The organism is Pseudomonas sp. MG-9, assembly GCF_018729515.1.
Classification (GTDB): Bacteria; Pseudomonadota; Gammaproteobacteria; order Pseudomonadales; family Pseudomonadaceae; genus Aquipseudomonas; species Aquipseudomonas serboccidentalis.
The window spans coordinates 543,284-568,608 of record NZ_JAHHZH010000005.1; the positions used below are offsets into that span (position 1 = coordinate 543,284).

The 25,325-nt window shown below is 61.4% G+C and carries 26 protein-coding genes and 1 pseudogene; 16 read left to right on the plus strand and 11 right to left on the minus strand.

Annotated elements, in window-relative coordinates; genetic code table 11:
- Positions 1-137: 137 nt before the first annotated feature.
- The 10 genes from ccmA (at position 138) to KKQ10_RS16350 (ending at position 7,537) form a co-directional block, all read left to right on the plus strand.
- A complete protein-coding gene (gene ccmA, locus KKQ10_RS16305; RefSeq protein WP_127651591.1) occupies positions 138-773 on the plus strand; it encodes a cytochrome c biogenesis heme-transporting ATPase CcmA in 636 nt (211 codons plus the stop codon).
- Complete coding sequence (gene ccmB, locus KKQ10_RS16310; RefSeq protein WP_003222942.1) at positions 770-1,438, plus strand: heme exporter protein CcmB; 669 nt, start codon at positions 770-772, stop codon at positions 1,436-1,438. The genes ccmA and ccmB overlap by 4 nt, the downstream gene beginning before the upstream one ends.
- 96 nt (positions 1,439-1,534) lie before the next feature.
- Complete coding sequence (locus KKQ10_RS16315; RefSeq protein WP_215501678.1) at positions 1,535-2,290, plus strand: heme ABC transporter permease; 756 nt, start codon at positions 1,535-1,537, stop codon at positions 2,288-2,290.
- Entirely contained in the window at positions 2,287-2,463 is a 177-nt protein-coding gene (gene ccmD / locus KKQ10_RS16320; RefSeq protein WP_003222944.1) for a heme exporter protein CcmD, read from the plus strand. Before KKQ10_RS16315 ends, ccmD begins: the two co-directional genes overlap by 4 nt.
- On the plus strand, positions 2,460-2,915 hold the full coding sequence (gene ccmE, locus KKQ10_RS16325; RefSeq protein WP_064586605.1) for a cytochrome c maturation protein CcmE: 456 nt from the start codon (positions 2,460-2,462) through the stop codon (positions 2,913-2,915). Before ccmD ends, ccmE begins: the two co-directional genes overlap by 4 nt.
- A 3-nt stretch (positions 2,916-2,918) precedes the next feature.
- Positions 2,919-4,907 (plus strand): heme lyase CcmF/NrfE family subunit, encoded by a 1,989-nt coding sequence (locus tag KKQ10_RS16330; protein WP_127651589.1) that lies wholly within the window; start codon positions 2,919-2,921, stop codon positions 4,905-4,907.
- Positions 4,904-5,440: a DsbE family thiol:disulfide interchange protein gene (locus tag KKQ10_RS16335; RefSeq protein ID WP_127651588.1), complete on the plus strand. Its 537-nt coding sequence runs from the start codon at positions 4,904-4,906 to the stop codon at positions 5,438-5,440. Before KKQ10_RS16330 ends, KKQ10_RS16335 begins: the two co-directional genes overlap by 4 nt.
- Positions 5,437-5,907 carry a cytochrome c-type biogenesis protein gene (locus tag KKQ10_RS16340; protein ID WP_127651587.1) on the plus strand — a complete coding sequence of 157 codons (471 nt, stop codon included), beginning with the start codon at positions 5,437-5,439 and terminating at the stop codon, positions 5,905-5,907. The genes KKQ10_RS16335 and KKQ10_RS16340 overlap by 4 nt, the downstream gene beginning before the upstream one ends.
- Positions 5,904-7,106, plus strand: coding sequence for a c-type cytochrome biogenesis protein CcmI (ccmI, locus tag KKQ10_RS16345; protein WP_127651586.1), 1,203 nt, complete (start codon positions 5,904-5,906; stop codon positions 7,104-7,106). Before KKQ10_RS16340 ends, ccmI begins: the two co-directional genes overlap by 4 nt.
- A gap of 26 nt (positions 7,107-7,132) precedes the next feature.
- Positions 7,133-7,537 (plus strand): hypothetical protein, encoded by a 405-nt coding sequence (locus KKQ10_RS16350; protein WP_215501679.1) that lies wholly within the window; start codon positions 7,133-7,135, stop codon positions 7,535-7,537.
- A gap of 258 nt (positions 7,538-7,795) precedes the next feature.
- Here KKQ10_RS16350 and KKQ10_RS16355 read toward each other — a convergent pair whose 3' ends face one another.
- A complete protein-coding gene (locus KKQ10_RS16355; RefSeq protein ID WP_215501680.1) occupies positions 7,796-8,515 on the minus strand; it encodes an SDR family oxidoreductase in 720 nt (239 codons plus the stop codon).
- A gap of 125 nt (positions 8,516-8,640) precedes the next feature.
- On the opposite strand from KKQ10_RS16355, the pseudogene KKQ10_RS16360 reads away from it, so the two are divergent.
- Positions 8,641-8,784: pseudogene (locus tag KKQ10_RS16360) on the plus strand (type II toxin-antitoxin system HicB family antitoxin); the annotation flags it as partial.
- 51 nt (positions 8,785-8,835) lie between these two features.
- Here the strand turns inward: KKQ10_RS16360 and KKQ10_RS16365 are convergent.
- Positions 8,836-10,023: an MFS transporter gene (locus KKQ10_RS16365; RefSeq protein ID WP_215501681.1), complete on the minus strand. Its 1,188-nt coding sequence runs from the start codon at positions 10,021-10,023 to the stop codon at positions 8,836-8,838.
- A gap of 242 nt (positions 10,024-10,265) precedes the next feature.
- Between KKQ10_RS16365 and KKQ10_RS16370 the strand changes: the two genes are divergently transcribed.
- A complete protein-coding gene (locus KKQ10_RS16370; protein ID WP_127651582.1) occupies positions 10,266-10,886 on the plus strand; it encodes a DUF5666 domain-containing protein in 621 nt (206 codons plus the stop codon).
- 91 nt (positions 10,887-10,977) lie between these two features.
- Here KKQ10_RS16370 and KKQ10_RS16375 read toward each other — a convergent pair whose 3' ends face one another.
- The 8 genes from KKQ10_RS16375 to gcl form a co-directional block, all read right to left on the minus strand.
- Positions 10,978-11,976: a sulfate ABC transporter substrate-binding protein gene (locus tag KKQ10_RS16375; RefSeq protein ID WP_215501682.1), complete on the minus strand. Its 999-nt coding sequence runs from the start codon at positions 11,974-11,976 to the stop codon at positions 10,978-10,980.
- Positions 11,977-12,160: 184 nt separating this feature from the next.
- Positions 12,161-12,985 (minus strand): ion transporter, encoded by an 825-nt coding sequence (locus KKQ10_RS16380; RefSeq protein ID WP_127651580.1) that lies wholly within the window; start codon positions 12,983-12,985, stop codon positions 12,161-12,163.
- Positions 12,986-13,006: 21 nt separating this feature from the next.
- Positions 13,007-13,921 carry an urea transporter gene (locus KKQ10_RS16385; RefSeq protein WP_127651579.1) on the minus strand — a complete coding sequence of 305 codons (915 nt, stop codon included), beginning with the start codon at positions 13,919-13,921 and terminating at the stop codon, positions 13,007-13,009.
- Positions 13,922-14,257: 336 nt separating this feature from the next.
- A complete protein-coding gene (pyk, locus tag KKQ10_RS16390; RefSeq protein WP_215501683.1) occupies positions 14,258-15,673 on the minus strand; it encodes a pyruvate kinase in 1,416 nt (471 codons plus the stop codon).
- On the minus strand, positions 15,670-16,944 hold the full coding sequence (locus KKQ10_RS16395) for a glycerate kinase type-2 family protein (RefSeq protein WP_127651577.1): 1,275 nt from the start codon (positions 16,942-16,944) through the stop codon (positions 15,670-15,672). The genes pyk and KKQ10_RS16395 overlap by 4 nt, the downstream gene beginning before the upstream one ends.
- Before the next feature lie 207 nt (positions 16,945-17,151).
- Positions 17,152-18,045, minus strand: a complete 894-nt coding sequence (locus KKQ10_RS16400; RefSeq protein ID WP_003222962.1) for a 2-hydroxy-3-oxopropionate reductase — start codon at positions 18,043-18,045, stop codon at positions 17,152-17,154.
- A gap of 183 nt (positions 18,046-18,228) precedes the next feature.
- Positions 18,229-19,011, minus strand: coding sequence for a hydroxypyruvate isomerase (gene hyi, locus KKQ10_RS16405; RefSeq protein ID WP_095050211.1), 783 nt, complete (start codon positions 19,009-19,011; stop codon positions 18,229-18,231).
- 155 nt (positions 19,012-19,166) lie between these two features.
- Positions 19,167-20,942, minus strand: coding sequence for a glyoxylate carboligase (gcl, locus tag KKQ10_RS16410; RefSeq protein ID WP_215501684.1), 1,776 nt, complete (start codon positions 20,940-20,942; stop codon positions 19,167-19,169).
- Between the two features lie 269 nt (positions 20,943-21,211).
- On the opposite strand from gcl, the gene KKQ10_RS16415 reads away from it, so the two are divergent.
- The 3 genes from KKQ10_RS16415 (at position 21,212) to KKQ10_RS16425 (ending at position 23,545) form a co-directional block, all read left to right on the plus strand.
- Positions 21,212-21,652, plus strand: a complete 441-nt coding sequence (locus KKQ10_RS16415; protein ID WP_127651573.1) for a GlcG/HbpS family heme-binding protein — start codon at positions 21,212-21,214, stop codon at positions 21,650-21,652.
- A 99-nt stretch (positions 21,653-21,751) separates the two neighbouring features.
- Positions 21,752-22,822 (plus strand): alpha/beta hydrolase, encoded by a 1,071-nt coding sequence (locus KKQ10_RS16420; RefSeq protein ID WP_127651572.1) that lies wholly within the window; start codon positions 21,752-21,754, stop codon positions 22,820-22,822.
- A gap of 264 nt (positions 22,823-23,086) precedes the next feature.
- Positions 23,087-23,545, plus strand: a complete 459-nt coding sequence (locus KKQ10_RS16425) for an REP-associated tyrosine transposase (protein WP_215501685.1) — start codon at positions 23,087-23,089, stop codon at positions 23,543-23,545.
- A gap of 102 nt (positions 23,546-23,647) precedes the next feature.
- Here the strand turns inward: KKQ10_RS16425 and KKQ10_RS16430 are convergent, their stop codons facing one another.
- Complete coding sequence (locus tag KKQ10_RS16430) at positions 23,648-24,253, minus strand: TetR/AcrR family transcriptional regulator (RefSeq protein WP_127651570.1); 606 nt, start codon at positions 24,251-24,253, stop codon at positions 23,648-23,650.
- Positions 24,254-24,387: 134 nt separating this feature from the next.
- Here KKQ10_RS16430 and KKQ10_RS16435 point away from each other — a divergent pair, with 134 nt between their 5' ends.
- Entirely contained in the window at positions 24,388-25,302 is a 915-nt protein-coding gene (locus tag KKQ10_RS16435; protein WP_215501686.1) for a DUF808 domain-containing protein, read from the plus strand.
- Positions 25,303-25,325: the final 23 nt, after the last annotated feature.

The window sequence follows — 25,325 nt, forward strand, 5'->3', positions numbered from 1 at the left end:
GCGCGTCTTGCGCTTCGTTCAAAAAACATAGCAATTGTTTGATCCAGCTCTCTGGTTCGCACCGTCATTGCATTTATCCTGTATCTCTTTAACGGCCGCGCCAGAGCCGACTTGAACCGTATAAGGCCCGTGATCCCTTGACCAGTCCTGTCCTGCAAACCGTTGCCCTCGCCTGTGAGCGAGACCTGCGGCTGCTCTTCGAAAATCTCGAAATGAGACTGGCCAGTGGCGATATGGTGCAGATCAGCGGCCCCAATGGCAGCGGCAAGACCAGTCTGCTGCGCCTGTTGTCGGGGTTGATGCAGCCGACCAGCGGTCAGGTCCTGCTCAATGGTCAGCCCTTGTCTGCGCAGCCGAGCGAACTGGCGCGCAACCTGTTGTGGATCGGCCACGCCGCCGGGATCAAGGACTTGCTGACGCCGGAAGAGAACCTGTCCTGGCTCTGCGCCCTGCATCGGCCTGCCGAGCGCGAGGCGATCTGGCAGGCATTGGCAGCCGTAGGATTGCGCGGCTTTGAAGATGTTCCCTGCCACACCCTGTCCGCCGGTCAGCAACGCCGTGTGGCGTTGGCGCGGCTGTATCTGGACAGCCCGCCCTTGTGGATTCTCGACGAGCCGTTCACCGCGCTCGACAAACAAGGCGTGGCGCAACTCGAAGAACACCTGGCCGGGCACTGCGAACGCGGCGGTCTGGTGGTCCTGACCACGCACCACACGCTGAGCCGGATGCCGGCCGGTTATCGCGATCTCGATCTGGGGAACTGGGCAGTATGAGTGTGTTCGGCCTGCTGGTTGCCCGTGAGTCCCGCCTGCTGTTTCGTCGCCCGGCCGAGCTGGCCAATCCGCTGATTTTCTTCGCCATCGTCATTGCGTTGTTCCCGCTGGCCGTCGGCCCGGAAACTCAAGTCTTGCAAAACCTGTCCCCGGGGTTAGTCTGGGTGGCCGCACTGTTGTCGGTCCTGCTCTCGCTGGACGGGCTGTTCCGCAGTGATTTCGAGGACGGATCCCTTGAGCAGTGGGTCCTTTCGCCGCACCCGCTGCCCCTACTGGTGCTGGCCAAAGTGCTGGCACACTGGCTGTTCTCGGGCCTGGCGCTGGTTTTGCTCTCGCCCTTGCTGGCGTTGATGCTCGGTTTGCCGGTCGCCTGCCTGCCGGTGTTGCTGTTGTCGTTGCTGCTGGGTACACCGGTGCTGAGCCTGCTCGGCGCGGTGGGTGCGGCGCTGACGGTCGGTTTGAAACGCGGCGGCCTGTTGCTGGCGCTGCTGATTCTGCCGTTGTACATCCCGGTGTTGATCCTGGGCAGTGGCGCCTTGCAGGCCGCGTTGCAAGGCATGCCGGCGACCGGGTATCTGTTGTGGCTGGGTAGCCTGACTGCCCTGGCGATCACCCTGACACCGTTTGCAATAGCTGCTGGCCTGAAGATCAGCGTCGGCGAATAATAATGAGGTCTGGTTAAAAAATAACCGCCTTTTTTTAAGAAAGGCATGACCCTTTGCCAGCTCACGACGATGAGCGGCACCCGTGATGGAAACAGTATGAACTGGACCTGGTTTCACAAGCTCGGCTCGCCCAAGTGGTTCTACGGCATCAGCAGCAAGTTCCTGCCGTGGCTGAGCCTTGCAGCGTTGCTGCTGATCACCGTTGGCGTCATCTGGGGCCTGGCCTTCGCGCCGCCGGATTATCAGCAGGGCAACAGCTTTCGCATCATCTACATCCACGTGCCTGCCGCGATGCTCGCGCAGTCGATCTACGTGATGCTGGCGGTGTGCGGCGTGGTCGGGCTGGTGTGGAAGATGAAACTGGCCGACGTCGCCCTGCAATGCGCGGCCCCGATCGGTGCGTGGATGACCGCCGTGGCGCTGGTCACCGGGGCGATCTGGGGCAAGCCGACCTGGGGTTCGTGGTGGGTCTGGGATGCGCGCCTGACCTCGATGCTGATTCTGCTGTTCCTGTATTTCGGGGTGATTGCGCTGGGCAATGCCATCAGCAACCGCGACAGCGCCGCCAAGGCCTGCGCCGTACTGGCCATCGTTGGTGTGATCAACATTCCGATCATCAAGTACTCGGTGGAGTGGTGGAACACCCTGCACCAGGGCGCGACCTTCACCCTCACCGAAAAACCGGCGATGCCCGCGGAAATGTGGCTGCCGCTGTTGCTGACCGTGCTGGGTTTCTACTGCTTCTTCGGCGCCGTGCTGTTGCTGCGCATGCGTCTTGAAGTGCTCAAGCGCGAAGCCCGCGCCAGTTGGGTGAAAGAAGAAGTGCAGAACAGTCTGGAGGCCGCTCGATGAGTTTTGCTTCATTCGGCGACTTCCTCGCCATGGGTCATCATGGCCTGTATGTCTGGTCGGCCTACGGCATCTGTCTGGCGGTGCTGATCCTCAACGTGGTGGCGCCGATCGCGGCCCGCAAGCGCTATCTGCAACAAGAGGCGCGTCGTCTGCGCCGGGAGAACGGCAAGTGAATCCGCTGCGCAAGAAACGTCTGATCATCATTCTGGCCATTCTGGTCGGGGTCGGCGCTGCCGTCGGCCTGGCCTTGAGCGCCCTGCAGGAAAACATCAACCTGTTTTACACCCCGACCCAGATCGCCAACGGCGAAGCGCCGCACGACACGCGCATCCGCGCCGGCGGCATGGTCGAGAAAGGCTCGCTGCAACGCTCGCCAGACTCGCTGGACGTCAAGTTCGTCGTGACCGATTTCAACAAAGCCGTGACCATTACCTACCGCGGGATCCTCCCGGATCTGTTCCGCGAAGGGCAGGGCATCGTCGCCCTGGGCAAACTCAACGCCGACGGCGTGGTGGTGGCCGATGAAGTGCTGGCCAAGCACGACGAGAAGTACATGCCGCCGGAAGTGACCAAGGCCTTGAAAGACAGTGGCCAGTCCGCGCCAACTCCAGCGAAGGAGGGTTGATCGATGACGTCCGCACTGTTTATTCCCGAGCTCGGCCATCTGGCGATGATTCTGGCGCTGTGTTTTGCGCTGGTGCAGGCCGTGGTGCCGTTGTTCGGCGCGTGGCGCGGCGATCGTATGTGGATGGGCCTGGCCCAGCCGGCAGCGTGGGGCCAGTTCGCGTTCTTGCTGTTTGCCTTCGGTTGCCTGACCTACGCCTTCATGACCGATGATTTCTCGGTCGGCTACGTGGCGATGAACTCCAACAGCGCACTGCCGTGGTACTACAAGTTCAGCGCGGTGTGGGGCGCCCACGAAGGGTCGCTGCTGCTGTGGGCGTTGATCCTCGGTGGCTGGACTTTCGCCGTGTCGGTGTTCTCCCGGCAATTGCCGCAAGTCATGCTCGCTCGCGTGCTGGCGGTGATGGGCATGATCAGCACCGGTTTCCTGTTGTTCCTGATCCTCACCTCCAACCCGTTTTCACGGATCCTGCCGCAGATCCCGGCGGATGGTCGTGACCTCAACCCGCTGCTGCAAGACATCGGCCTGATCGTGCATCCGCCGATGCTGTACATGGGGTATGTCGGTTTCTCCGTGGCGTTCGCTTTCGCCATCGCCGCCTTGCTCGGTGGGCGTCTCGACGCCGCGTGGGCACGCTGGTCGCGGCCGTGGACGATTGTTGCCTGGGCCTTCCTCGGCATCGGCATCACCCTCGGTTCGTGGTGGGCTTACTACGAACTCGGCTGGGGCGGCTGGTGGTTCTGGGACCCGGTGGAGAACGCCTCGTTCATGCCATGGCTGGTCGGCACTGCGCTGATCCACTCGCTGGCGGTCACGGAAAAACGTGGCGTGTTCAAGAGCTGGACTGTGTTGCTGGCGATTGCCGCGTTCTCCCTCAGTCTGCTGGGGACCTTCCTGGTACGTTCCGGCGTGCTGACCTCGGTGCACGCGTTTGCCTCGGACCCTGAGCGCGGGGTGTTCATCCTGATTTTCCTGCTGTTCGTGGTCGGTGGTTCGCTGACCCTGTTCGCGTTGCGCGCGCCGGTGGTCAAGAGCCAGGTCGGCTTCAACCTGTGGTCGCGGGAAACCCTGCTGCTGGGCAATAACCTGGTGTTGGTGGTCGCGGCGTCGATGATTCTGCTCGGCACCCTGTACCCGCTGATTCTCGATGCGCTGAGCGGCGCCAAGCTGTCGGTCGGCCCGCCGTACTTCAATGCGCTGTTCATCCCGTTGATGGCGTTGCTGATGCTGGTGATGGCGGTCGGCGTGATCGTGCGCTGGAAAGACACCCCGGTGAAATGGCTGGCGAACATGCTGACCCCGGTGTTGCTGGGCAGCGTCGCATTGGCCGTGGTGGCCGGCGTCGCCTACGGCGATTTCAACTGGGCGGTGATTGCGACGTTCCTGCTCGCCGCGTGGGTGTTGCTGGCCGGTGTGCGCGACATTTTCGACAAGACTCGCCACAAAGGCCTGATCAAGGGCCTGCCAACCCTGACCCGCAGCTACTGGGGCATGCAGATCGCTCACCTGGGCATCGCCGTGTGCGCTCTCGGCGTGGTGCTGTCGAGTCAGAACAGTGCCGAGCGCGACCTGCGCCTGGCGCCGGGCGAGTCGATGGACCTGGCCGGTTATCACTTCATCTTCGAAGGTGCCAAACACTTCGAAGGGCCGAACTTCACGTCCGACAAGGGCACCGTCCGGGTGATCCGCGACGGCAAGGAAGTCAGCGTGCTGCACCCGGAAAAACGCCTGTACACCGTGCAGAGTTCGATGATGACCGAAGCCGGGATCGACGCTGGTTTCACCCGCGACCTGTATGTCGCGCTGGGCGAGCCGCTGGAAAACGGTGCCTGGGCGGTGCGGGTTCACGTCAAACCGTTCGTGCGCTGGATCTGGTTCGGTGGCCTGCTCACCGGTCTGGGTGGTTTGCTGGCGGCGCTGGATCGGCGTTATCGAGTCAAGGTCAAAGCCAAGGTGCGTGAAGCCCTCGGCCTGCAAGGAGCGGCTGCATGAGACGTTGGTTGATGCTGGTGCCATTGGCGATTTTCCTGCTGCTGGCGGTATTTCTTTATCGCGGTCTGTACCTCGATCCGGCGGAGCTGCCGTCGGCGATGATCAACAAGCCCTTCCCGGAGTTCACTCTGCCGAACGTGCAGGGCGACAAGACCCTGACCAAGGCTGACATTCTCGGCAAACCGGCGCTGGTCAACGTCTGGGGTACCTGGTGCATTTCCTGCCGGGTCGAGCACCCGGTACTGAACAAACTGGCCGAGCGTGGCGTGGTGATCTACGGCATCAACTACAAGGACACCAACGCCGATGCCTTGAAGTGGCTGGCCGAATTCCACAACCCGTACGTGCTGGATATCCGTGACGACGAAGGCTCGCTGGGCCTCAACCTCGGCGTCTACGGCGCGCCGGAAACCTTCTTCATCGACGCCAAGGGCATCATTCGCGACAAGTACGTCGGTGTGATTGACGAGCAGGTCTGGCGCGAAAAACTTGCGGCCAAGTATCAGGCGCTGGTCGATGAGGCCAAGCCATGAAGCGTTTTCTCGCTGCCGTGGTATTGGGCCTGAGTCTGGTCGGCGTGGCTCACGCCGCGATCGACACCTACGAGTTCGCCAAGGAAGGGGATCGTGAGCGTTTCCGTGAGTTGACCAAGGAACTGCGCTGTCCCAAGTGCCAGAACCAGGACATCGCGGATTCCAACGCACCGATTGCCGCCGACCTGCGCAAAGAGATTTTCCGCATGCTCGGCGAGGGCAAGGACAATCAGCAGATCATCGACTTCATGGTCGATCGCTACGGTGATTTCGTCCGCTACAAACCGGCGCTCAACGCCAAGACCGCACTGCTGTGGTTCGGCCCGGCCGGGCTGCTGCTCGGGGGGCTGGTGGTGATCGTGCTGATCGTGCGCCGCCGTCGTGGCCAGCGCGCCGAGACCCCGCAATCGCTGTCCATCGAAGAACGTCAGCGCCTCGACCAACTGTTGGATAAAAACCAAGAATGATTGATTTCTGGCTTGCCGCAGGGCTGTTGCTTCTGGTCGCCCTGAGTTTTCTGCTGATCCCGGTTTTACGCGGCCGTCGCGCTCAGCGGGAAGAGGATCGTACTGCCCTGAACGTCGCGCTGTATCAGGAGCGCGTGGCCGAGTTGCAATCGCAGCAGGCCGAAGGTGTACTCGATGCCGCGCAAATGGACAGCGGTCGTGCCGAAGCGGCACGTGAACTGCTCGCCGACACCGAAGGCGTTGCCGCGCCGCGCGTGTCGAAACTGGGCAAGCCTTTGCCGCTGTTGGCAGCGGTGCTGGTGCCGGTGTTGGGCCTGGGTCTGTACCTGCATTTCGGCGCCGCCGACAAGGTTGAACTGACCCGCGAATTCGCCCAGGCGCCGCAGTCGATGGAAGAGATGACCCAACGTCTGGAGCGTGCCGTTGCCGCGCAGCCGGATTCGGCGGAAGGCCTGTACTTCCTCGGTCGCACCTACATGGCCCAGGATCGTCCGGCGGACGCGGCGAGGATGTTCGAGCGTGCGGCCAACCTCGCGGGTCGGCAGCCGGAGCTGTTAGGCCAGTGGGCACAGGCGCAGTACTTTGCCGACGGCAAGAAATGGTCGGACAAGATTCAGGCCCTGACCGACGAAGCGCTGAAAGCCGATCCCAAGGAAGTCACCAGCCTCGGCCTGCTTGGTATCGCCGCGTTTGAAGGCGAGCGTTATCAGCAAGCCATCGATTACTGGAACCGCCTGCTGGCGCAACTGCCGGCCGACGACAACTCCCGTGCCGCGCTGCAAGGCGGGATCGAGCGCGCCGCCGAGCGCCTGAAGGCCAGTGGCGGCAAGGTCGCCGAGGCGCCCGCCGCCAAGGTCGCGGCACTGCTCAAGGTGCGCGTAGACCTGGCCCGTGAGCTCAAGGGCAAGGTGCAGCCGGGCGACAGCGTGTTTATCTTCGCCCGTGCCGTTTCCGGCCCACCGGCACCGTTGGCGGCCAAGCGGCTGACCGTGGCGGATCTGCCGGTGACCGTCGAATTGGGCGATGCCGACGCCATGATGCCGCAGTTGAAACTGTCGAACTTTCCTGAAGTCCAACTGGTAGCGCGTATCTCTCGTGCCGGTCAGCCGACCGCCGGGGAGTGGGTCGGTCGCAGCGGCCCGCTGGCCAGCAGCACCACCGCGCTACAAACACTGACCATCGACAGCCCGGACAAATAACCCGGGACCCACAGGAAAGCACCGCCATGCACAGCCTCGCCCGCATCACCGTCATCACATTGGCCCTGGGCATGAGTGCATGTGCGGTGCACCGACCGGAACCCACCACCAACCTGCCACCGATCCCGCCGTCGCAACCGAGCCCGACCCCGTCGACCTCGCCGACCCCGGGCAAAAGCATCCCGGCCAAACCGTCCAAACCGGTGCCACGCACCTCGGCCAGCTTCGCCCCGCCACCGGGCGGCAACAGCCACTGGGACCAGAAACTCGGGGTCTACGTCCTCGACGACCAGCCCAACACCTTCTACCGCCAGCGCACCTACTTCCGCTGGAACAACGGCTGGACTCGCTCCGTCAGCCCCAACGGCCCATGGGAAGACACCGACATCCACGGCGTGCCACCGGGGCTGGGCAAGCAGTTCGGGCAGTAATGAAAACGGCGATCTTCGGATCGCCGTTTTTTTGTCTGCTGTTCACAAAACGAGAGTTTTCAGAGAATCGCACGATAGGTGCTTAGCGCCCGGACTGACTCAACCAGCCAGAACGTTTTCCTGTGCAAGTCTGGGGATTGTCGTAACCCCCTTGTGGGAGCGGGATTGCTCGCGAAAGCGGTCTTTCAGACACATGGATTTAGCTGATATACCGCATTCGCGAGCAAGCTCGCTCCCACGGGGGATTTGGGCTGTTGCTCAGAACGCGGCTTTGCCCACGGATGCGCCGCCATCGACAAACAACGTCTGCCCGGTGATGAACCCGCTCTGCTCGGACAACAGAAACGCAATCGCCGAAGCAATCTCCTCCGGCTGTCCCAGACGCCCCATCGGCACCCCGGCCAGATACCGCGCTTCGCCCTCGCTGCCCGGCGGATTGTTGGCGCGGAACAGTTCAGTCTCGGTCGGCCCCGGGGCCACGGCATTCACCGTGATCCCGGTTTGCGCCAGTTCCAGCGCCCACGATCGGGTGAAGCTGACCAGCGCTGCTTTCGCCGCTGCATACGCTGTGCGTTGGGTGATGCCCAGCACGGTCAGGCTGGAGATGTTCACTACTCGACCCCAGCCCCGCGTACGCATGCCCGGCAACAGGGCCTGCGTGGCCTGCAACGCCGAATGCAGATTCAGGCGCATCACGTCATCGAATGCATCCAGATCGATATCACCCAACGTCTGCGGGCGAACCAGCCCGACGTTGTTCACCAGCCCGTCGAACTCATAAGTGTGCGCCAGATCCGCCAGCACCTGACGGGTCAGCTCGCGATCACTCAGGTCCAGCGGAAACAGAATCCCCGGAAAACTCAGGTCAGGCTGCCGGGCAATCCCCACCACCCGATGCCCGGTCCGGTCCAGATGTTCGGCCAGCGCCCGGCCGATGCCCTTGCTGGCGCCGGTGATGAGGAAGGTACGTCGGGTCATTGGCAACTCCTTGGAAGGTCTGGCGGACAGCGTTGATCAGCGCATCAGATTCGAGCGGTGAGTGTAATCCGCGTCGAGGACGATGCCATCACTCACATGCTGCAAAACAACCGAACGTCTTTCTGCACATGGGCAAAACAGAGAAGGTCAACGTGACGTTGCCAGGCGACGTGATTCAGCGCATTGATCGATATGTGCGTGAGCACAATGTGAAAAGCCGCTCCTCCTTTCTGGCGGATGCGGCGATGGAGAAACTGGTTCGCTATTGAACGGCATTCATGTGCAAGCATCGCGGGTTTATCCGCGATGCTTGCGATGACTCAAGCGGTTGCCAACGCCCGCCCTTGCGACGCACTCAAAAACCGCAACAGCGCCAGCAACGGGAACGCGCTGCCGACTATCACGATCCACAACCAGCCGCCATGCTCATACACCGCACTGGCGACCGACGAGCCGAAGGCGCCGCCGATGAAGATGCTGGTCATGTACAGCGCATTCAGGCGACCGCGGCTTTTCGCGTCCAGCGAGTAGACGGCGCGCTGGCCGAGGACCATGTTCATCTGTACGCAGAAATCCAGCACCACGCCAGTCACGGCCAGACCGATCACGCTGTAGGCCGGGTGGATGAAGGCCGGCAGGAAGCTCAGGCTGGCGAACAGCATCGCCAGCAGCGAGGCGATGCGGGTGTGACCGGCGTCAGCCAGACGTCCACTGATCGGGGCGGCGATCGCACCGATGGCGCCGACCAGGGCGAAGATCGCGATCTCGCTTTGCGACAGGCCATGGTTGCGCGCCAGTTCCAGCGGCACCGCCGTCCAGAACAGGCTGAAGGTGGCGAACATGCAGCCCTGATAAAACGCCCGCTGACGCAGCACCGGCTGCTGGCGCAGCAGCGTCCACAGCGAGCCGATCAACTGGCCATAAGAGGCGCTGTGATCCGGTTGACGCTTGGGCACGGTCAACGCCAGCACCACGCTGATCGCCGCCATCAACACTGCGGCAATCACGAACATCGCGCGCCAGCCGAAATGGTCAGCCACGACGCTCGACGCCGGCCGCGCCAGCAGGATACCCAGCAGCAGGCCACCCATGATCCCGCCGACCACCCGGCCACGGGATTCTTCCGGCGCCAGATGCGCGGCGAGGGGAATCAGGATCTGCACCGACACCGAACTGAAGCCCACCAGCAATGAAATCAGCAGGAACACATTCGGCTGACTGGTGAACGCCGCACCGAGCAGGCTGGCAATCGCCACCACGGTGGTGATGATCATCAACCGACGGTTTTCCAGCAGGTCGCCCAGCGGCACCAGGAAGAACAGGCCCAGCGCATAACCGATCTGCGTCAGCGAGACGATGAAGCTGGCCATGGTGTCGGAGAGGCCGATGTCCGGAGCGATCAGGCCGATGATCGGCTGCGCGTAGTAGATGTTGGCGACGATGGCACCGCAGCAGAAGGCGAATAGCAGCACCATGCCTCGGGTCATTGCGTGAGTTGTGGCGTTCATAAGGTTTTCGATCCGGCGAAAGGGAATGCGGTGAGGCTAAGGGACGCACCGACGCGGCGGTAGAAGCCTTGTATCGATATCAGTTATTCCGTTGCGCAATGATTGGCTTGCAGCAGGGGGTCGTCCATCGGCGAACCTTGCGTCCGGCCGGGGAGCTTCGATGATACATTCGCTTACATCTTCTTCGATAGCATGCTTATGTTTACCGCAGCGCTCTCACTGTTTATCACCGGAGGATTGCCATGTTGCGTCAGCTGTTGCGTCACACCCCCACGATTGCTCTGATCGGTCTGCTTGGCGCCGGCGCGGTGCAAGCGGCCGATGCTCCCGGAATGCGGCTCGGCGTGCGCGGCGAGATCACCGGGGTCAGCGCCGGCTCGTTGAAAGTGCACGTCAACAGCGGCGAGAACGTCGTGATCCAGTTGACGGCGGACACCAAGGTGCGTGCCGTCACGCTGGCGAATATCGAGGACATCAAACCCGGTAGCTACATCGGTTCGGCCGCCATGCCCCAGGAGGATGGCACGCTCAAGGCGCTGGAAGTGCACGTATTCCCGCCGGAACTGGCCGGCAGCGGCGACGGCCATCGGCCATTCGACCTGGCCAAGGGCAGCAGCATGACCAATGGCAGCGTCGGTGATCTGGTGGTGAGCAACGGCCGGGTGCTGACCGTCAACTACAAGGGCGGGCAGCAGAAGATTCTGGTGCCGGAGGATGTGCCGATCGTCAACCTGACGCCGGGGGATCGCAGTTTGCTCAAGGTCGGGGTGAAGATTGTCACCTTTGTGACGCAGGGGGCGGACGGCACGTTGACGGCGCAATCGATTTCCGCCGGCAAGGATGGCGTCACCCCGCCGATGTAACTGCCACCGCATGGCCCCTGTAGGAGCTGCCGAACGCGGCCCGAACCTTCGGCAGCTCCTGCAGGGTCGCCTTTGCGTGACTGCCTAAGCCTTACTGGCCGGTATAGATCTGATCAAAAATCCCGCCATCATTGAAGTGGGTCTTCTGCACCGAGCGCCAGTCACCGAAGGTCTTCTCGACCGAGAGGAAATCGACTTTCGGGAAGCGATCAGTGTATTTCGCCAATACCGCTGGATCACGCGGACGCAGGTAGTTCGCCGCAGCAATTTCCTGGCCTTCCGGCGACCACAGGTACTTCAGGTATTCATCGGCCGCAGCGCGAGTGCCTTTCTTGTCGACCACTTTGTCGACCACCGTCACCGGTGGTTCGGCTTCGGCGGAGACGCTTGGGTAGATCACTTCGAACTGATCGCGACCAAACTCGCGAGCGATCATTTCCGCTTCGTTCTCGAAGGTCACCAGCACGTCGCCGATCTGGTTGGTCATGAACGTGGTGGTGGCGGCGCGGCCACCGGTGTCGAGCACCGGCGCTTGTTTGAACAGCTTGCCGACGAAGTCCTTGGCCTTGTTCTCGTCACCGCCGTTCTTCAGCACATAGCCCCAGGCCGACAGATAGGTGTAGCGGCCGTTGCCCGAGGTTTTCGGGTTCGGCACGATCACCTGCACGCCGTCCTTGAGCAGATCCGGCCAGTCTTTCAGGGCTTTCGGGTTGCCTTTACGGACAATGAACACGGTGGCCGAAGTGAACGGCGCGCTGTTGTTCGGCAGGCGGGTGACCCAGTTGTCCGGGATCAGTTTGCCGTTGTCGGCGAGGGCGTTGATGTCGGTCGCCATGTTCATGGTAATGACATCAGCCGGCAGGCCATCGATCACCGAACGCGCCTGCTTGCTCGAACCGCCGAAGGACATCTGTACGGTGATGTTTTCGTTGTGCTCGGCCTGCCAGTGCTTCTGGAACGCAGTGTTGTAGTCCTTGTAGAAATCGCGCATCACGTCATAGGAGACGTTGAGCAGGGTCGGTGCGGCTTGAGCCACGCTGCCAAAGGCAAGACCGGCGGCGAGAAGTGAGGCGCCAAAGAGTTTTTTCACTGCGCATTCCTTGTTGTCTATGTATGTGTAGGAGCTGCCGCAGGCTGCGATCTTTTGATCTTGAGCTTATAAAAACAACATCAAAAGATCGCAGCCTGCGGCAGCTCCTACAGGGGGTGATGTTCAATTGCCACTGACTATAACGGGGCTGGCATAGTCGCTTAAAGATTAAAAAGCTCTGTGCTTATTCCAATTTCTTGAACAGCGCATTGCCGCAACGGGAGCAGAACGCCGCCCCATGTTCGTGGCTGTTTTTCTTGCACACCGGGCAGTCGTGCTGCAGTTGTTCACCGCGCATGGCGTTGGCCAGTTCCGCGGTGAAGATCCCGGTGGGCACGGCGATGATCGAGTAACCGGTGATCATCACCAGCGAGGAAATCACCTGGCCCAGCGGGGTCTTCGGCACGATGTCGCCGAAGCCGACGGTGGTCAGGGTCACGATAGCCCAATAGATGCCCTTGGGGATGCTGGTGAAGCCGTGTTCCGGGCCTTCGATCACGTACATCAGGGTGCCGAACACCGTCACCAGGGTGCAGACGCTGACCAGAAACACCACGATCTTCTGTTTGCTGCCACGCAGCGCCGACATCAAATAGTTGGCTTGCTTGAGGTAAGGGCTGAGCTTGAGCACCCGGAAGATCCGCAGCATCCGAATGATCCGGATGATCAGCAGGTACTGCGCATCGCTGTAGTACAGCGCGAGAATCCCGGGCACGATCGCCAGCAGATCCACCAGCCCGTAGAAACTGAAGGCGTAGCGCAACGGTTTGGGCGAGCAGTACAGGCGCAGGATGTATTCACCGAGAAAGATCACGGTGAAGCCCCATTCGATGTACGCCAGCACATCAGCGTAGTTCTGATGAATGCTGTCGATGCTGTCGAGCATCACCACCACCAGGCTGGCGAGGATGATCAACAGCAAGGTGCCGTCGAAGCGCCGCCCGGCGAGGGTGTCGCTCTGGAAAATCATGACGTAAAGCCGTTCACGCCAACCGTTGCTGCTGTCCATGGATAACGCCTGAATTGAAGATCAGCGCAGCCTAGGTTGATTCTCCCCCTGTGCGCAAGGCGTGCTGTCGACGGCCGTTTTGTCGAGCATCTGGATGCCGCCGCGAATCAGCCAGCCAGCGAGGATGAACGGCGCCGTCAGCGTCGCCAGGCCAATGGCGGCGAACAGCGGCGTGACCAGTAGCGCGAGGACGATGCCCAGCAGCGGCAGCCACGGCTGTTGACGTTGCGCACTGAAGGCGAGGGCGGCGAGCACCGCGTTGTAACTGCCCAGCCCCAGCAGCGCGGTGCTGGTTTCGTGATGCAGCACACTGGATGCGAGGCCGATCGCCGACGCCAGCAGCGCCCAGCAGAACGCCCGGCGATCAGCGATCAGCAAGCCGCAGGCAATCAATGCGCCGGCCAGTGGATGACCGAGAAACATCACCTGGCCCAACCCACGCAGTTCAGCGGCGAGCAGGTTCAGCGTGCTCATCTGGATATGAACCGTCGGCGCGGACGGTTCGGCGAACAGCAGCAGGATCCAGCTGATGGCCACGAACGGTGAGGTGTAGGCCGGTATGGATCGACTGCGGTAGACATGTTTGAGCCATTGCTGAGTGACCATCGCGCTCAGGCCGCCCGCGGCCAGAATCAGCGGCGGCAGCATCGGCGACCAGGGAAAATACAGGCTCAGCACCAAACCGAGCAGCACGCCGTTGTAGCTGAACAACCCGGCCTGGCGATCAGCCTTGGCGTAGTTGCGCCGTTGCGCGGTGAGCAGTCCGGCGACGGCACCGAGCAGTGCGCCGGCAAACAGCACGGGCGCAGTGAGCAGGATCGCCAGCAGACACAGCAGGCCGCACAGCGGATGGCGCTGGAGGAATATCTGACTGAAACCGTTGAGCAAAGCCTCGGCCCAGTCGGGGCAGTGGGTGTTGAAATGATTGGCAGGCATGGCAGTTCTGAAAGTCAGTGAAACCGGATTGGTCGAGCGCGACTCCGGCTGATCGCCAGCAAGCTGGCTCCGACACTGAATCTTTGTTCAGTCATTGAGTTTGTGGTGCACACAAATCAATCGTGGGAGCGAGCCTGCTCGCGAAGAGGCCAGCAAAAACAATCTCTTTGTTATATGAATCCCTGTGGCGAGGGAGCTTGCTCCCGCTGGGTCGCGAAGCGGCCCTAATCCGGGCGAATGCGGTTTTTCTATGAAAACCGTCATGCCCTAAAAGCGCCGACTGCTGCGCAGCCGAAGCGGGAGCAAGCTCCCTCGCCACAGGTTCTATCGCAATCTTTAAATCAACGTCTCGATCCGCAGCGAGTTAGTCGAACCCGGTTGCCCGAACGGCACGCCGGCGGTGATCAGCAAGGTATCGCCACGTTCGGCCATGCCTTGCGCCTGGGCGATTTCCAGCGCCGTTGAACAGACCTCATCGACCTGACGCAGGCGATCGTTGACCACCGAGTGAATCCCCCACGCCACGCTCAAACGCCGCGCCGTCTGCAGGTTCGGCGTCAGGTTGAGGATTGGCGCTTTCGGCCGTTCCCGCGCCGCACGCAGGGTTGATGCACCGGACTCGCTGTAGTTGACCAGCACCGCCACCGGCAGCACGTTGCTGATGCGGCGGATCGCGCAACTGATCGCATCGGAAACGGTGGCTTCGGCTTTCGGTCGACTGACGTCGAGCTGGGTCTGATAGTCCGGACCGTTTTCCACCTGGCGGATGATCTTGCTCATCATCTGCACCGCTTCGAGCGGGTATTCGCCGGACGCGGTTTCCGCCGAGAGCATCACCGCATCGGCGCCTTCGGCCACGGCGTTGGCCACGTCGGTGACCTCAGCACGGGTCGGTGCCGGGGAGAAGCGCATCGACTCGAGCATCTGCGTCGCCACCACCACCGGTTTGCCGAGTTCGCGGCAGGTGCTGATGATGTTTTTCTGAATCTGCGGCACGCTTTCCGCCGGCACTTCCACGCCGAGATCACCGCGAGCCACCATGATCGCATCGCTCAGCTCGGCGATTTCGCGCAGTTGTTCAACCGCCGACGGCTTCTCGATTTTCGCCATCAGAAAGGCCTTGTCGCCGATCAGTGCGCGGGCTTCGAGGATGTCTTGCGGACGCTGCACGAACGACAGCGCCACCCAGTCCACACCCAGCTCCAGACCGAAGCTCAGGTCACGGCGATCCTTGGCGGTCAGCGGGCTGAGATCGAGCACCGCTTGCGGCACGTTCACGCCTTTGCGGTCTGACAATTCGCCGCCATTGAGCACGGTGGTGTCGATCGCGTCGTTGTATTTGGTCACCACACGCAGGCGCAGCTTGCCGTCATCCAGCAGCAGATCCATGCCCGCTTCCAGCGCGGCAATGATCTCCGGATGCGGCAGGTTCACTCGGCGTTCATCGCCCGGTGTCGCGTCCAGATCCAGACGGAACGCCTGACCGCGATGCAGTTGCACCTTGCCGTCGGCGAACTTGCCGACACGCAGTTTCGGCCCTTGCAAGTCCATCAGAATACCCAGTGGATAGTTGAGCTGGCGCTCGACTTCGCGGATCCACTGATAGCGCTTGGCGTGGTCGGCATGATCGCCGTGGCTGAAGTTGAGGCGGAAGATGTTGACCCCGGCCTCGACCAGTTCACGGATGTCTTCGATGCCATCGACAGCAGGCCCGAGGGTGGCGAGGATTTTGACCTTTTTATCAGGCGTCATGATTTGCAGTTCTCAAGGATCAGAATGGCGCGGAAGTCGTTGACGTTGGTGCGGGTCGGCTCGGTGACGATCAGCGCGTCGAGCGCCTCGAAGTAGCCGTAACCGTTGTTGTTATCCAGCTCATCGCTGGCGCTCAAACCGAGGGCGGCGGCGCGGGCGTAGCTGTCCGGGGTCATGATCGCGCCGGCGTTGTCTTCGGAGCCGTCGATGCCGTCGGTGTCGCCGGCCAGCGCATAGACGCCGGGCTGGCCCTTGAGGCTGTCGGTCAGGCTCAGGAGGAACTCGGCGTTGCGTCCGCCGCGGCCATTGCCGCGCACGGTCACAGTGGTTTCGCCGCCGGAGAGAATCACGCACGGTGCAGCGAGTGGCTGGCCATGGTTGATGATCTGGCGGGCGATGCCGGCGTGGACCTTCGCCACTTCGCGGGATTCACCTTCCAGGTCGCCAAGGATCAGCGTGCTGAAACCGGCCTGACGGCATTTCACTGCAGCCGCGTCCAGCGATTGCTGTGGGCGGGCGATCAACTGGAAATGACTGCGGGCGAGGCTCGGATCACCCGGTTTGACCGTTTCCGACTCAGGGCTTTGCAGCCAGTTGCGTACCGAGGCCGGGACTTCAATACCGTAGCGTTTGAGGATCGCCAGCGCTTCGGCCGAAGTGCTCGGGTCGGCCACGGTCGGGCCGGACGCGATGACTGTGGCGAGGTCGCCCGGGACATCGGAAATCGCGTAGGTATACACAGTGGCAGGCCAGCAGGCCTTGCCAAGGCGGCCGCCCTTGATCGCCGAGAGGTGCTTGCGCACGCAGTTCATCTCGCCGATGGTTGCGCCGGATTTGAGCAGGGCTTTGTTGATCGACTGCTTGTCGGCGAGGGTGATGCCTTCGGCCGGCAGGGCGAGCAGGGCAGAGCCGCCGCCGGACAACAGGAAGATCACGCGGTCGTCTTCGGTCAGGTTGCTGACCAGTTCCAGCACGCGTTTGGCCACGGCCAGGCCGGCGGCGTCCGGCACCGGGTGCGCGGCTTCGACCACTTCGATTTTTTCGCACGGGGCGCCGTGACCGTAACGGGTCACCACCAGGCCAGAGACGTCACCCTGCCAGCAGCGCTCGACCACTTGCGCCATGGCGGCGGCGGCTTTGCCGGCGCCGATGACGATGACTCGGCCAGTGCGATCGGCAGGCAGATGGGCTTCGAGGACCTGGTTCGGATGGGCCGCGTCGATGGCTGTGGCAAACAGCTCGCGCAGCAGTTGTTGCGGATCGACCGACATGGCGGGCTCCCGGAATTCTTGTTATTCGAAAGGGCAACTCGGAAGGAGTGAGCCCTGTGGCGAGGGGGCTGGCCCCCGTTTGAGTGCGCCGCACTCACAAGACCTTTGATAAACCACAGGTTTTGGGGCCGCTTCGCAGCCCAACGGGGGCAAGCCTCCTCACCACAACTTCACTCCCACAGGTTTACTGCAGGGTGGGGCAGCGGCTTACTTCTTATCGCGAATCGAGAAGTTGGCCATGTGTTCCAGGCCCTTGATCAGCGCCGAGTGGTCCCAGTTGCTGCCACCGATGGCCGCGCAGGTGCTGAAGACTTGCTGGGCGTTGGCGGTGTTCGGCAGATTGATGTTCAGCTCTTTGGCGCCTTGCAGGGCCAGGTTCAGGTCCTTCTGGTGCAGGCTGATGCGGAAGCCCGGATCGAAGGTGCCCTTGATCATGCGCTCGCCGTGTACTTCGAGGATTTTCGAAGAGGCGAAACCGCCCATCAGCGCTTCACGCACTTTTGCTGGATCTGCGCCGTTTTTCGAGGCGAACAGCAGGGCTTCAGCGACGGCCTGAATGTTCAGCGCGACGATGATCTGGTTGGCGACCTTGGCGGTCTGACCGTCGCCGTTGCCACCGACCAGGGTGATGTTCTTGCCCATGGCCTGGAACAGCGGCAGCGCGCGTTCGAAGGCATCGGCATCGCCACCGACCATGATGCTCAGGGTCGCAGCCTTGGCGCCGACTTCACCGCCGGACACTGGCGCGTCGAGGTACTGCGCGCCTTTCTCGTTGATCTTCTTGGCGAAGGCTTTGGTGGCGGTCGGCGAGATCGAACTCATGTCGATCACCACTTTGCCTTTGCCGATGCCGGCGGCAACGCCGTCGGCGCGGAACAGCACGTCATCGACCTGCGGAGTGTCCGGAACCATGACGATGATGAACTCTGCTTCCTGCGCGACTTCACGCGGGTTGGCCAGGGCGACGGCGCCAGCGGCCACCAGGTCGGCCGGAGCGGCATCGTGGTGCGCCGACAGGAACAGGCTGTGACCGGCTTTCTGCAGGTTCGAAGCCATTGGGTGGCCCATGATGCCGGTGCCGATAAATCCGATTTTAGCCATGAGAAAATCCTCTTGTTTTTGTCTTGCCCCCGGTTTGGAACCGATGGGCTTTTTTGTGGCGAGGGGGCTTGCCCCCGTTGGGTCGCGAAGCGGCCCTAAATGTTTTCACGGTCAGTGGCTTTTACGACTGCTTCGCAGCCGAACGGGGGCAAGCCCCCTCGCCACAAGGGGCCGGGTTCGATCTCAGATTGCGTTATGGGTTTTCAGCCAGCCGAGGCCCGCTTCGGTCGTGGTCAGCGGCTTGTATTCACAGCCAACCCAACCCTGATAACCGATGCGATCCAGGTGTTCGAACAGGAAGCGGTAGTTGATCTCGCCGGTGCCGGGTTCGTTGCGCCCCGGGTTGTCCGCGAGCTGCACGTGGTTGATCTCGCCCAGGTGCGATTGCAGGGTGCGGGCCAGATCGCCTTCCATGATTTGCATGTGGTAGATGTCATATTGCAGGAACAGGTTGGCGCTGCCGACCTGCTCGCGAATCGACAGGGCCTGCGCCGTGTTGTTCAGGTAGAAGCCGGGGATGTCGCGGGTGTTGATCGCTTCCATCACCAGTTTGATCCCCGCCGCCTGCAGCTTGTCGGCCGCGTACTTGAGGTTGGCGACGAAGGTCTTTTCCACGGTGGCATCGTCCACGCCTTGCGGACGGATACCGGCCAGGCAGTTGACCTGGGTGTTGCCCAACACTTGCGCGTAGGCAATCGCCAGGTCGACACCGGCGCGGAACTCTTCGACCCGATCCGGCAGACACGCGATACCGCGCTCGCCCTTGGCCCAGTCGCCGGCCGGCAGGTTGAACAGCACTTGAGTCAGACCATTGGCGTCGAGTCTGGCCTTGATCTCCGCGGAGCTGAAGTCGTACGGGAACAGGTACTCGACGCCGCTGAAACCAGCCTTGGCGGCGGCGTCGAAACGGGCAAGGAAATCCTGTTCGGTGAACAGCATGGACAGGTTGGCTGCGAAACGCGGCATGGTGGTCTCCTGTTGCGAATGAGTGATGATGGCTCTGTGTAGGAGCTGCCGCAGGCTGCGATCTTTTGATCTTGATCCTTAGCAACAAAGATCAAAAGATCGCAGCCTGCGGCAGCTCCTACAGAAGGCTAACCGCGGCCATCAAATCTGGCGGATCAGTCGAGCAGCGAAATCGCCGTTGGCGCGTCGTTGCCGACCAGCGCCAGGTCTTCGAATTCGTTGACGGCGTTGATCTCGGTCCCCATGGAGATGTTGGTCACACGCTCCAGGATGATTTCGACGATCACCGGTACCTTGAACTCCTCGATCAGCTCTTCGGCCTTGCGCAGGGCAGGGGCGATTTCCGACGGTTCGAACACACGCAGCGCCTTACAGCCCAGGCCTTCGGCGACTGCCACGTGGTCGACACCGTAACCGTTGAGTTCCGGCGCGTTCAGGTTATCGAAGGACAGCTGCACGCAGTAGTCCATTTCGAACCCGCGCTGGGCCTGACGAATCAGCCCCAGGTACGAGTTGTTCACCACGACGTGGATGTAAGGCAGTTTGAACTGAGCGCCGACCGCCAGCTCCTCGATCATGAACTGGAAGTCATAGTCCCCCGACAGGGCCACGACTTTACGGTTCGGATCGGCCTTGACCACGCCCAGCGCCGCCGGAATGGTCCAGCCCAACGGGCCGGCCTGGCCGCAGTTGATCCAGTGACGCGGCTTGTAGACGTGCAGAAACTGCGCGCCGGCAATCTGCGACAGACCAATGGTGCTGACGTAGCAGGTGTCCTTGCCGAACACCTGGTTCATTTCTTCGTAAACGCGCTGCGGCTTGACCGGCACGTTGTCGAAGTGGGTCTTGCGCTGCAGGCTGGCCTTGCGCTGCTGGCAATCCTGCAGCCAGGCGCTGCGGTTTTTCAGCTTGCCGGCCGCTTGCCATTCACGGGCGACTTCGAGGAACACGGTCAGCGCGGCGGCGGCGTCGGAGACGATGCCCAGGTCCGGGGTGAAGACGCGGCCGATCTGCGTGCCTTCGATATCGACGTGAATGAACTTGCGGCCTTCGGTGTAGACGTCGACCGAACCGGTGTGACGGTTGGCCCAACGGTTACCGATACCCAGTACCACGTCGGATTTCAGCATCGTGGCGTTGCCATAGCGGTGCGAAGTCTGCAGGCCGACCATGCCGACCATCAGCGGGTGATCATCCGGGATGGTGCCCCAGCCCATCAGGGTCGGGATGACCGGGATACCGGTCAGCTCGGCGAACTCCACCAGCAGATCGCTGGCGTCGGCGTTGATGATCCCGCCACCGGCTACCAGCAATGGGCGCTCTGCTTGATCGAGCAGTGCCAGTGCCTTCTCGACCTGAACGCGGGTCGCGGTTGGTTTGGCCAGTGGCAGTGGCTGGTAGGCGTCGATGTCGAATTCGATTTCGGCCATCTGCACGTCGAACGGCAGGTCGATCAGCACCGGGCCTGGACGGCCGGAGCGCATTTCATAGAAGGCTTTCTGGAACGCGTAAGGCACCTGGCCCGGCTCCAGAACCGTGGTCGCCCACTTGGTGACGGGCTTGACGATGCTGGTGATGTCGACCGCCTGGAAGTCTTCCTTGTGCATACGGGCGCGGGGTGCCTGGCCGGTGATGCAGAGGATCGGAATCGAGTCGGCCGAGGCGCTGTAGAGCCCGGTGACCATGTCGGTACCGGCCGGGCCGGACGTACCGATGCACACGCCGATGTTGCCGGCCTTGGTGCGGGTGTAACCCTCGGCCATGTGCGACGCGCCTTCGACGTGGCGAGCGAGGACGTGATCGATGCCACCGACTTTTTTCAGTGCGGAGTACAGCGGGTTGATCGCAGCACCCGGAATGCCAAAAGCGGTATCAACCCCTTCACGGCGCATCACCAGAACGGCGGCTTCGATTGCTCTCATTTTGCTCATGGTTTTGTGCCTCTTTACGTTTTGTAATTGTATACAAGTGGCTTTGCGCAGAGTGTATTCACGGCGGACGGCGCAGGTCAATCCATTTTCTCAAGCGCCTGTTTCATTCGTCGGAAGCCAGCTATTGCTGTGGCTTTTCGTCGCATGGGGCGCTTTTCGAGAATTATTGTATACAAAAAAATAACTCATTGTGTTCTATTTGTGGCATTGAGCTGCGGCACAAACGCGCAGCTTCACGACTTTCCCAATAACAAAATGAGGACGGCACCATGAGCGCTTTAACCTTGAAAGTCGCAGTCAACCTGGTCAACGAAGCCATCAGCGCCGGGCGCGGTATCAACGCCGCGCCGCTGACCATCGCGGTACTCGATACCGGCGGCCACCTGATCACCCTGCAACGCGAAGACGGCGCCAGCCTGCTGCGCCCGAACATCGCCATCGGCAAAGCCTGGGGCGCCATCGCCCTGGGCAAGGGCTCACGCCTGCTGGCGCTGGATGCCCAACAACGCCCGGCCTTCATCGCCGCGCTCAACAGCATGGGCCAGGGCAGCGTCGTCCCGGCCCCGGGCGGCGTATTGATCCGCGATCAGGCGGGCAACGTGCTGGGCGCGATCGGCATCAGCGGCGATCTGTCGGATATTGATGAGCAGGTGGCGATCAGGGCGGTGGAGGCGCTGGCGTTGCGGGCGGATGCGGGGGTGGCGGCCTGACAGGAAACAGATCCGCACAACTGATGGCGTAATGATGACGAAGAGGAGCGGTATCTATAGACTGCCGCCCCTCTCGTTTATGTATCAAGGAAGATCTGCGTGAAGACGCTATTCGCCATCACCCTGGCTTCGGCCATGACCCTCTGCACCCCCCTCCTGCATGCGACAGAAACACCCGACGCCGAAGAAATCGCGTTCCAGGCACTGAGCCCGGTGGTTTCTGCATTAATCAACGCGGACGATGTACAAGAACTGATGGACCGTGGCGAGAAGCTCGAATCGAGCGATACGTTGCAGGCTATTGCGGTATATCTGGCGGCCACTCGGGAAGACCCGAATCAGTTGCAGGCGCCTTATCAGGTTGCGGCACTGTTCGCTCGCCGTGGCGATGACAAACTGGCCGAGCGCTTTCTGCGCGTGGCCGATGATCGCGGTTTGTGGTTCGGCCCAATGATGGCGAGTGACGAAGACTTCGCCGATCTGCACGAGTCCGACACCTACAAAACCGTGTTGGCCAATGCTCAGAAACGCTACAAGAAAATTGCCCCGGGCAAGGTCGGCGCGATTTCGGTGCTCAACCCGTCGGCGAACATTCCGGCCCCCAAAGCCTGTCGCCCGGTCGTGGTCTGGCTGCACGGTTATGGCATCAATGGCGAGCTGGATGAGAGCTATCAGCCGCTGGCCGACACCGGGGCAATCATTCTGGGGATCAACGGCACTGAAATGATCAACTCAGTCCATAGCTTCCGCTGGATCGGCCCAGGCTTCGAAGGCACCCATCAGACGGTGCAAAAGGCGCTCAAAGCCCTGGAAGCCCAGCAATGCATCGACCGTAAGCGCGTTTTTCTGATGGGCTTCTCCCAAGGGTCGCAACATGCCGGCGCCTTGCTGGCGCAGCACCCGGACGATTACGCAGGCGCGCTGTTGCTGTCGCCCGGCGGCCAGCAACCGACGCCAACCGAAAGCAAGGCGCGCGGCAAGCGGGTGTTTGTCATCAATGGCGAGAAAGAAGGGCCGGGCAATCAGCAGATGAGCGCCGATTTCCGCAAACTGTTCAGCGAAGGCAACGAGGTCAAGTCACGCACTCACGAGGGTGGGCACTTTTTCCCTGACGACTGGCCGACTTCGTTCCCGCAGGCTCTGCGCTGGTTGATGGGTGAGGAGGCTTGAAGTCAAACGATTATCGGCTTTGCCTGTGTCCTCGACAGCAGGGGCCGATTGAGTTTTCGGTGACGGATTAACCGTCATCGCGAGCAGGCTCACTCCTACAAGGGGTCGTGGTTGGACACAAAATGTCTGAACACCACAAACCCCCAGTAGGAGTGAGCCTGCTCGCGATAGCTCTCTCCCAGACACATCCAGCCAACAGTTAACCCCGTTCTACTGAATCGACAGAACTAGCCTTCTCCTGAACTGAACATGGGAGGCAAAGGAATGCCGAATCTACCTGGAGCTCATCGATTGCGAGCCGGGCGCTATGCTGAAGCCAATCGAATCTATCTACTGACAACCAACACACTTGATCGTGAACCGATCTTTGCCGATTTCGCTTTGGACAGATTGGTTGTTCAACAATTTCGACGGGCACAGGATCTCGGCTTGGCGAACTCACTGGCGTGGGTGGTCATGCCGGATCATTTTCATTGGTTAATTGAATTGCAGAAAGGTTCGTTGAGCGAACTGATGCAAAAGACCAAGTCATTGAGTACCAAAGCAGTAAATCAGGCTACCGCCAGAAGTACTGGCCTCTGGCAGAGAGGGTTTCACGACCGGGCATTGCGACGGGAGGAAGATTTGGTGAAGGTGGCACGGTATGTTGTGGCCAACCCATTGCGTGCTGGACTTGTGGAGAAGCTTGGCGATTATCCGCTTTGGGATGCGATTTGGGTTTGAACTGTAACCGTGTTGCCTCGATCGCGAGCAGGCTCACTCCTACAGGGGAATGCATTCCAAATGTAGGAGTGAGCCTGCTCGCGATGGCGTCACCGGGGTCTATCAGTCGGGCTCACACCCTTTCAACACCAACCGGATAATCGTCTGCGCCGCGGCTTCATAATCCGCCTCGTCCAGCTTGTCCTTGCCGGTGATCGCCGAAATCTGCCAGTCGAAGTCGGCGTAGGTCTGGGTCGCGGCCCAGATGCTGAACATCAGGTGATTGGGGTCGACCGGGGCGATCTGACCGCGGTCGATCCAGCTCTGGATGCAGTCGATGTTGTGCTTGGCCTGGCTGTTGAGCTGCTCGACCAGGTCGGCGCTCAGGTGTGGGGCGCCGTGCATGATTTCGCTGGCGAACACCTTGGAGGCGAAGGGCAGGTCACGGGAGATGCGGATTTTCGAGCGGATGTAGCCGCTGAGCACTTCGCTCGGCACGCCGTCCGGGTTGAACGGGGTCGAGGCCTGCAGGATCGGCACGATGATGCTTTCCAGAACCTCGCGGTAGAGGTTTTCCTTGGACTTGAAGTAGTAGTAGACGTTGGGCTTGGGCAATCCCGCCTTGGCGGCGATGTCGCTGGTTTTGGTCGCAGCGAAGCCCTTGTCGGCAAACTCCTCACTGGCGGCACGCAGGATCAGTTCTTTGTTGCGCTCGCGGATTGTGCTCATAAACCCGGTGGTTCCTTGCCTGTTCTGGCGGTTGCGCATGGTAGCACCGGCCTCGCGCATGGCTCAAGAATGCCCCGTGTGGCCTGCAGTCGCGGTATGCTGCGCGGCATTATTCACATAAGGAAACATGATTCATGGCAGGAAGCAGTTTGCTGGTGCTGATCGACGATATTGCCACCGTTCTGGATGACGTGGCGTTGATGAGCAAAATGGCCGCGAAGAAGACCGCCGGGGTGCTCGGCGACGATCTGGCGCTCAATGCCCAGCAGGTCTCCGGGGTGCGCGCCGAGCGGGAAATTCCTGTGGTCTGGGCGGTGGCCAAGGGCTCGTTCGTCAACAAGCTGATTCTGGTGCCATCGGCGCTGGCGATCAGCGCGTTCGTACCGTGGCTGGTAACGCCGTTGCTGATGGTCGGCGGTGCTTACCTGTGCTTCGAAGGTTTCGAGAAACTCGCGCACAAGTTCCTGCACAGCAAGGCCGAAGATGACGCCGACCACGCGCAACTGAGCGCGGCGGTGGCCGAGCCGACCACCGATCTGGTGGCCTTCGAGAAGGACAAGATCAAAGGCGCGATCCGCACCGACTTCATCCTTTCGGCAGAAATCATCGCCATCACCCTCGGCGCTGTGGCCGGCGCATCGCTGACCCAGCAAGTGATCGTGATGTCCGGCATCGCGATTGTCATGACCGTCGGCGTCTACGGCCTGGTGGCCGGTATCGTCAAACTCGACGACCTGGGTCTGTGGCTGACGCAGAAACCCGGTTCGACGGCAAAAAGCATCGGCAACGCGATCCTGCGCGCCGCGCCATACATGATGAAAGGCCTGTCGGTGATCGGCACGGCGGCGATGTTCCTCGTCGGCGGCGGCATCCTCACCCACGGTATTCCTGTGCTGCATCACTGGATTGAAAGCGTGGGTGCAGCGGCTGGCAGCGCCGGTTTTGCAGTGCCGGTGTTGCTCAATGGCGTGGCGGGGATTATCGCGGGTGCGGTGGTGCTGGCGGTGGTTTCGGTCGTGGGCAAAATCTGGCACGCGATCAAAGGCTGAACACGGTTTCTTTGTAGGAGTGA

Coding starts and splice junctions, on each gene's coding strand:
- ccmB (WP_003222942.1), top strand. CDS start 770: ATGAGTGTGTTCGGCCTGCTGGTTGCCCGTGAGTCCCGCCTGCTGTTT.
- KKQ10_RS16315 (WP_215501678.1), top strand. CDS start 1,535: ATGAACTGGACCTGGTTTCACAAGCTCGGCTCGCCCAAGTGGTTCTAC.
- ccmD (WP_003222944.1), top strand. CDS start 2,287: ATGAGTTTTGCTTCATTCGGCGACTTCCTCGCCATGGGTCATCATGGC.
- KKQ10_RS16330 (WP_127651589.1), top strand. CDS start 2,919: ATGACGTCCGCACTGTTTATTCCCGAGCTCGGCCATCTGGCGATGATT.
- KKQ10_RS16335 (WP_127651588.1), top strand. CDS start 4,904: ATGAGACGTTGGTTGATGCTGGTGCCATTGGCGATTTTCCTGCTGCTG.
- KKQ10_RS16340 (WP_127651587.1), top strand. CDS start 5,437: ATGAAGCGTTTTCTCGCTGCCGTGGTATTGGGCCTGAGTCTGGTCGGC.
- ccmI (WP_127651586.1), top strand. CDS start 5,904: ATGATTGATTTCTGGCTTGCCGCAGGGCTGTTGCTTCTGGTCGCCCTG.
- KKQ10_RS16350 (WP_215501679.1), top strand. CDS start 7,133: ATGCACAGCCTCGCCCGCATCACCGTCATCACATTGGCCCTGGGCATG.
- KKQ10_RS16355 (WP_215501680.1), bottom strand. CDS start 8,515: ATGACCCGACGTACCTTCCTCATCACCGGCGCCAGCAAGGGCATCGGC.
- KKQ10_RS16365 (WP_215501681.1), bottom strand. CDS start 10,023: ATGAACGCCACAACTCACGCAATGACCCGAGGCATGGTGCTGCTATTC.
- KKQ10_RS16370 (WP_127651582.1), top strand. CDS start 10,266: ATGTTGCGTCAGCTGTTGCGTCACACCCCCACGATTGCTCTGATCGGT.
- KKQ10_RS16380 (WP_127651580.1), bottom strand. CDS start 12,985: ATGGACAGCAGCAACGGTTGGCGTGAACGGCTTTACGTCATGATTTTC.
- KKQ10_RS16385 (WP_127651579.1), bottom strand. CDS start 13,921: ATGCCTGCCAATCATTTCAACACCCACTGCCCCGACTGGGCCGAGGCT.
- pyk (WP_215501683.1), bottom strand. CDS start 15,673: ATGACGCCTGATAAAAAGGTCAAAATCCTCGCCACCCTCGGGCCTGCT.
- KKQ10_RS16395 (WP_127651577.1), bottom strand. CDS start 16,944: ATGTCGGTCGATCCGCAACAACTGCTGCGCGAGCTGTTTGCCACAGCC.
- KKQ10_RS16400 (WP_003222962.1), bottom strand. CDS start 18,045: ATGGCTAAAATCGGATTTATCGGCACCGGCATCATGGGCCACCCAATG.
- hyi (WP_095050211.1), bottom strand. CDS start 19,011: ATGCCGCGTTTCGCAGCCAACCTGTCCATGCTGTTCACCGAACAGGAT.
- gcl (WP_215501684.1), bottom strand. CDS start 20,942: ATGAGCAAAATGAGAGCAATCGAAGCCGCCGTTCTGGTGATGCGCCGT.
- KKQ10_RS16415 (WP_127651573.1), top strand. CDS start 21,212: ATGAGCGCTTTAACCTTGAAAGTCGCAGTCAACCTGGTCAACGAAGCC.
- KKQ10_RS16425 (WP_215501685.1), top strand. CDS start 23,087: ATGCCGAATCTACCTGGAGCTCATCGATTGCGAGCCGGGCGCTATGCT.
- KKQ10_RS16430 (WP_127651570.1), bottom strand. CDS start 24,253: ATGAGCACAATCCGCGAGCGCAACAAAGAACTGATCCTGCGTGCCGCC.
- KKQ10_RS16435 (WP_215501686.1), top strand. CDS start 24,388: ATGGCAGGAAGCAGTTTGCTGGTGCTGATCGACGATATTGCCACCGTT.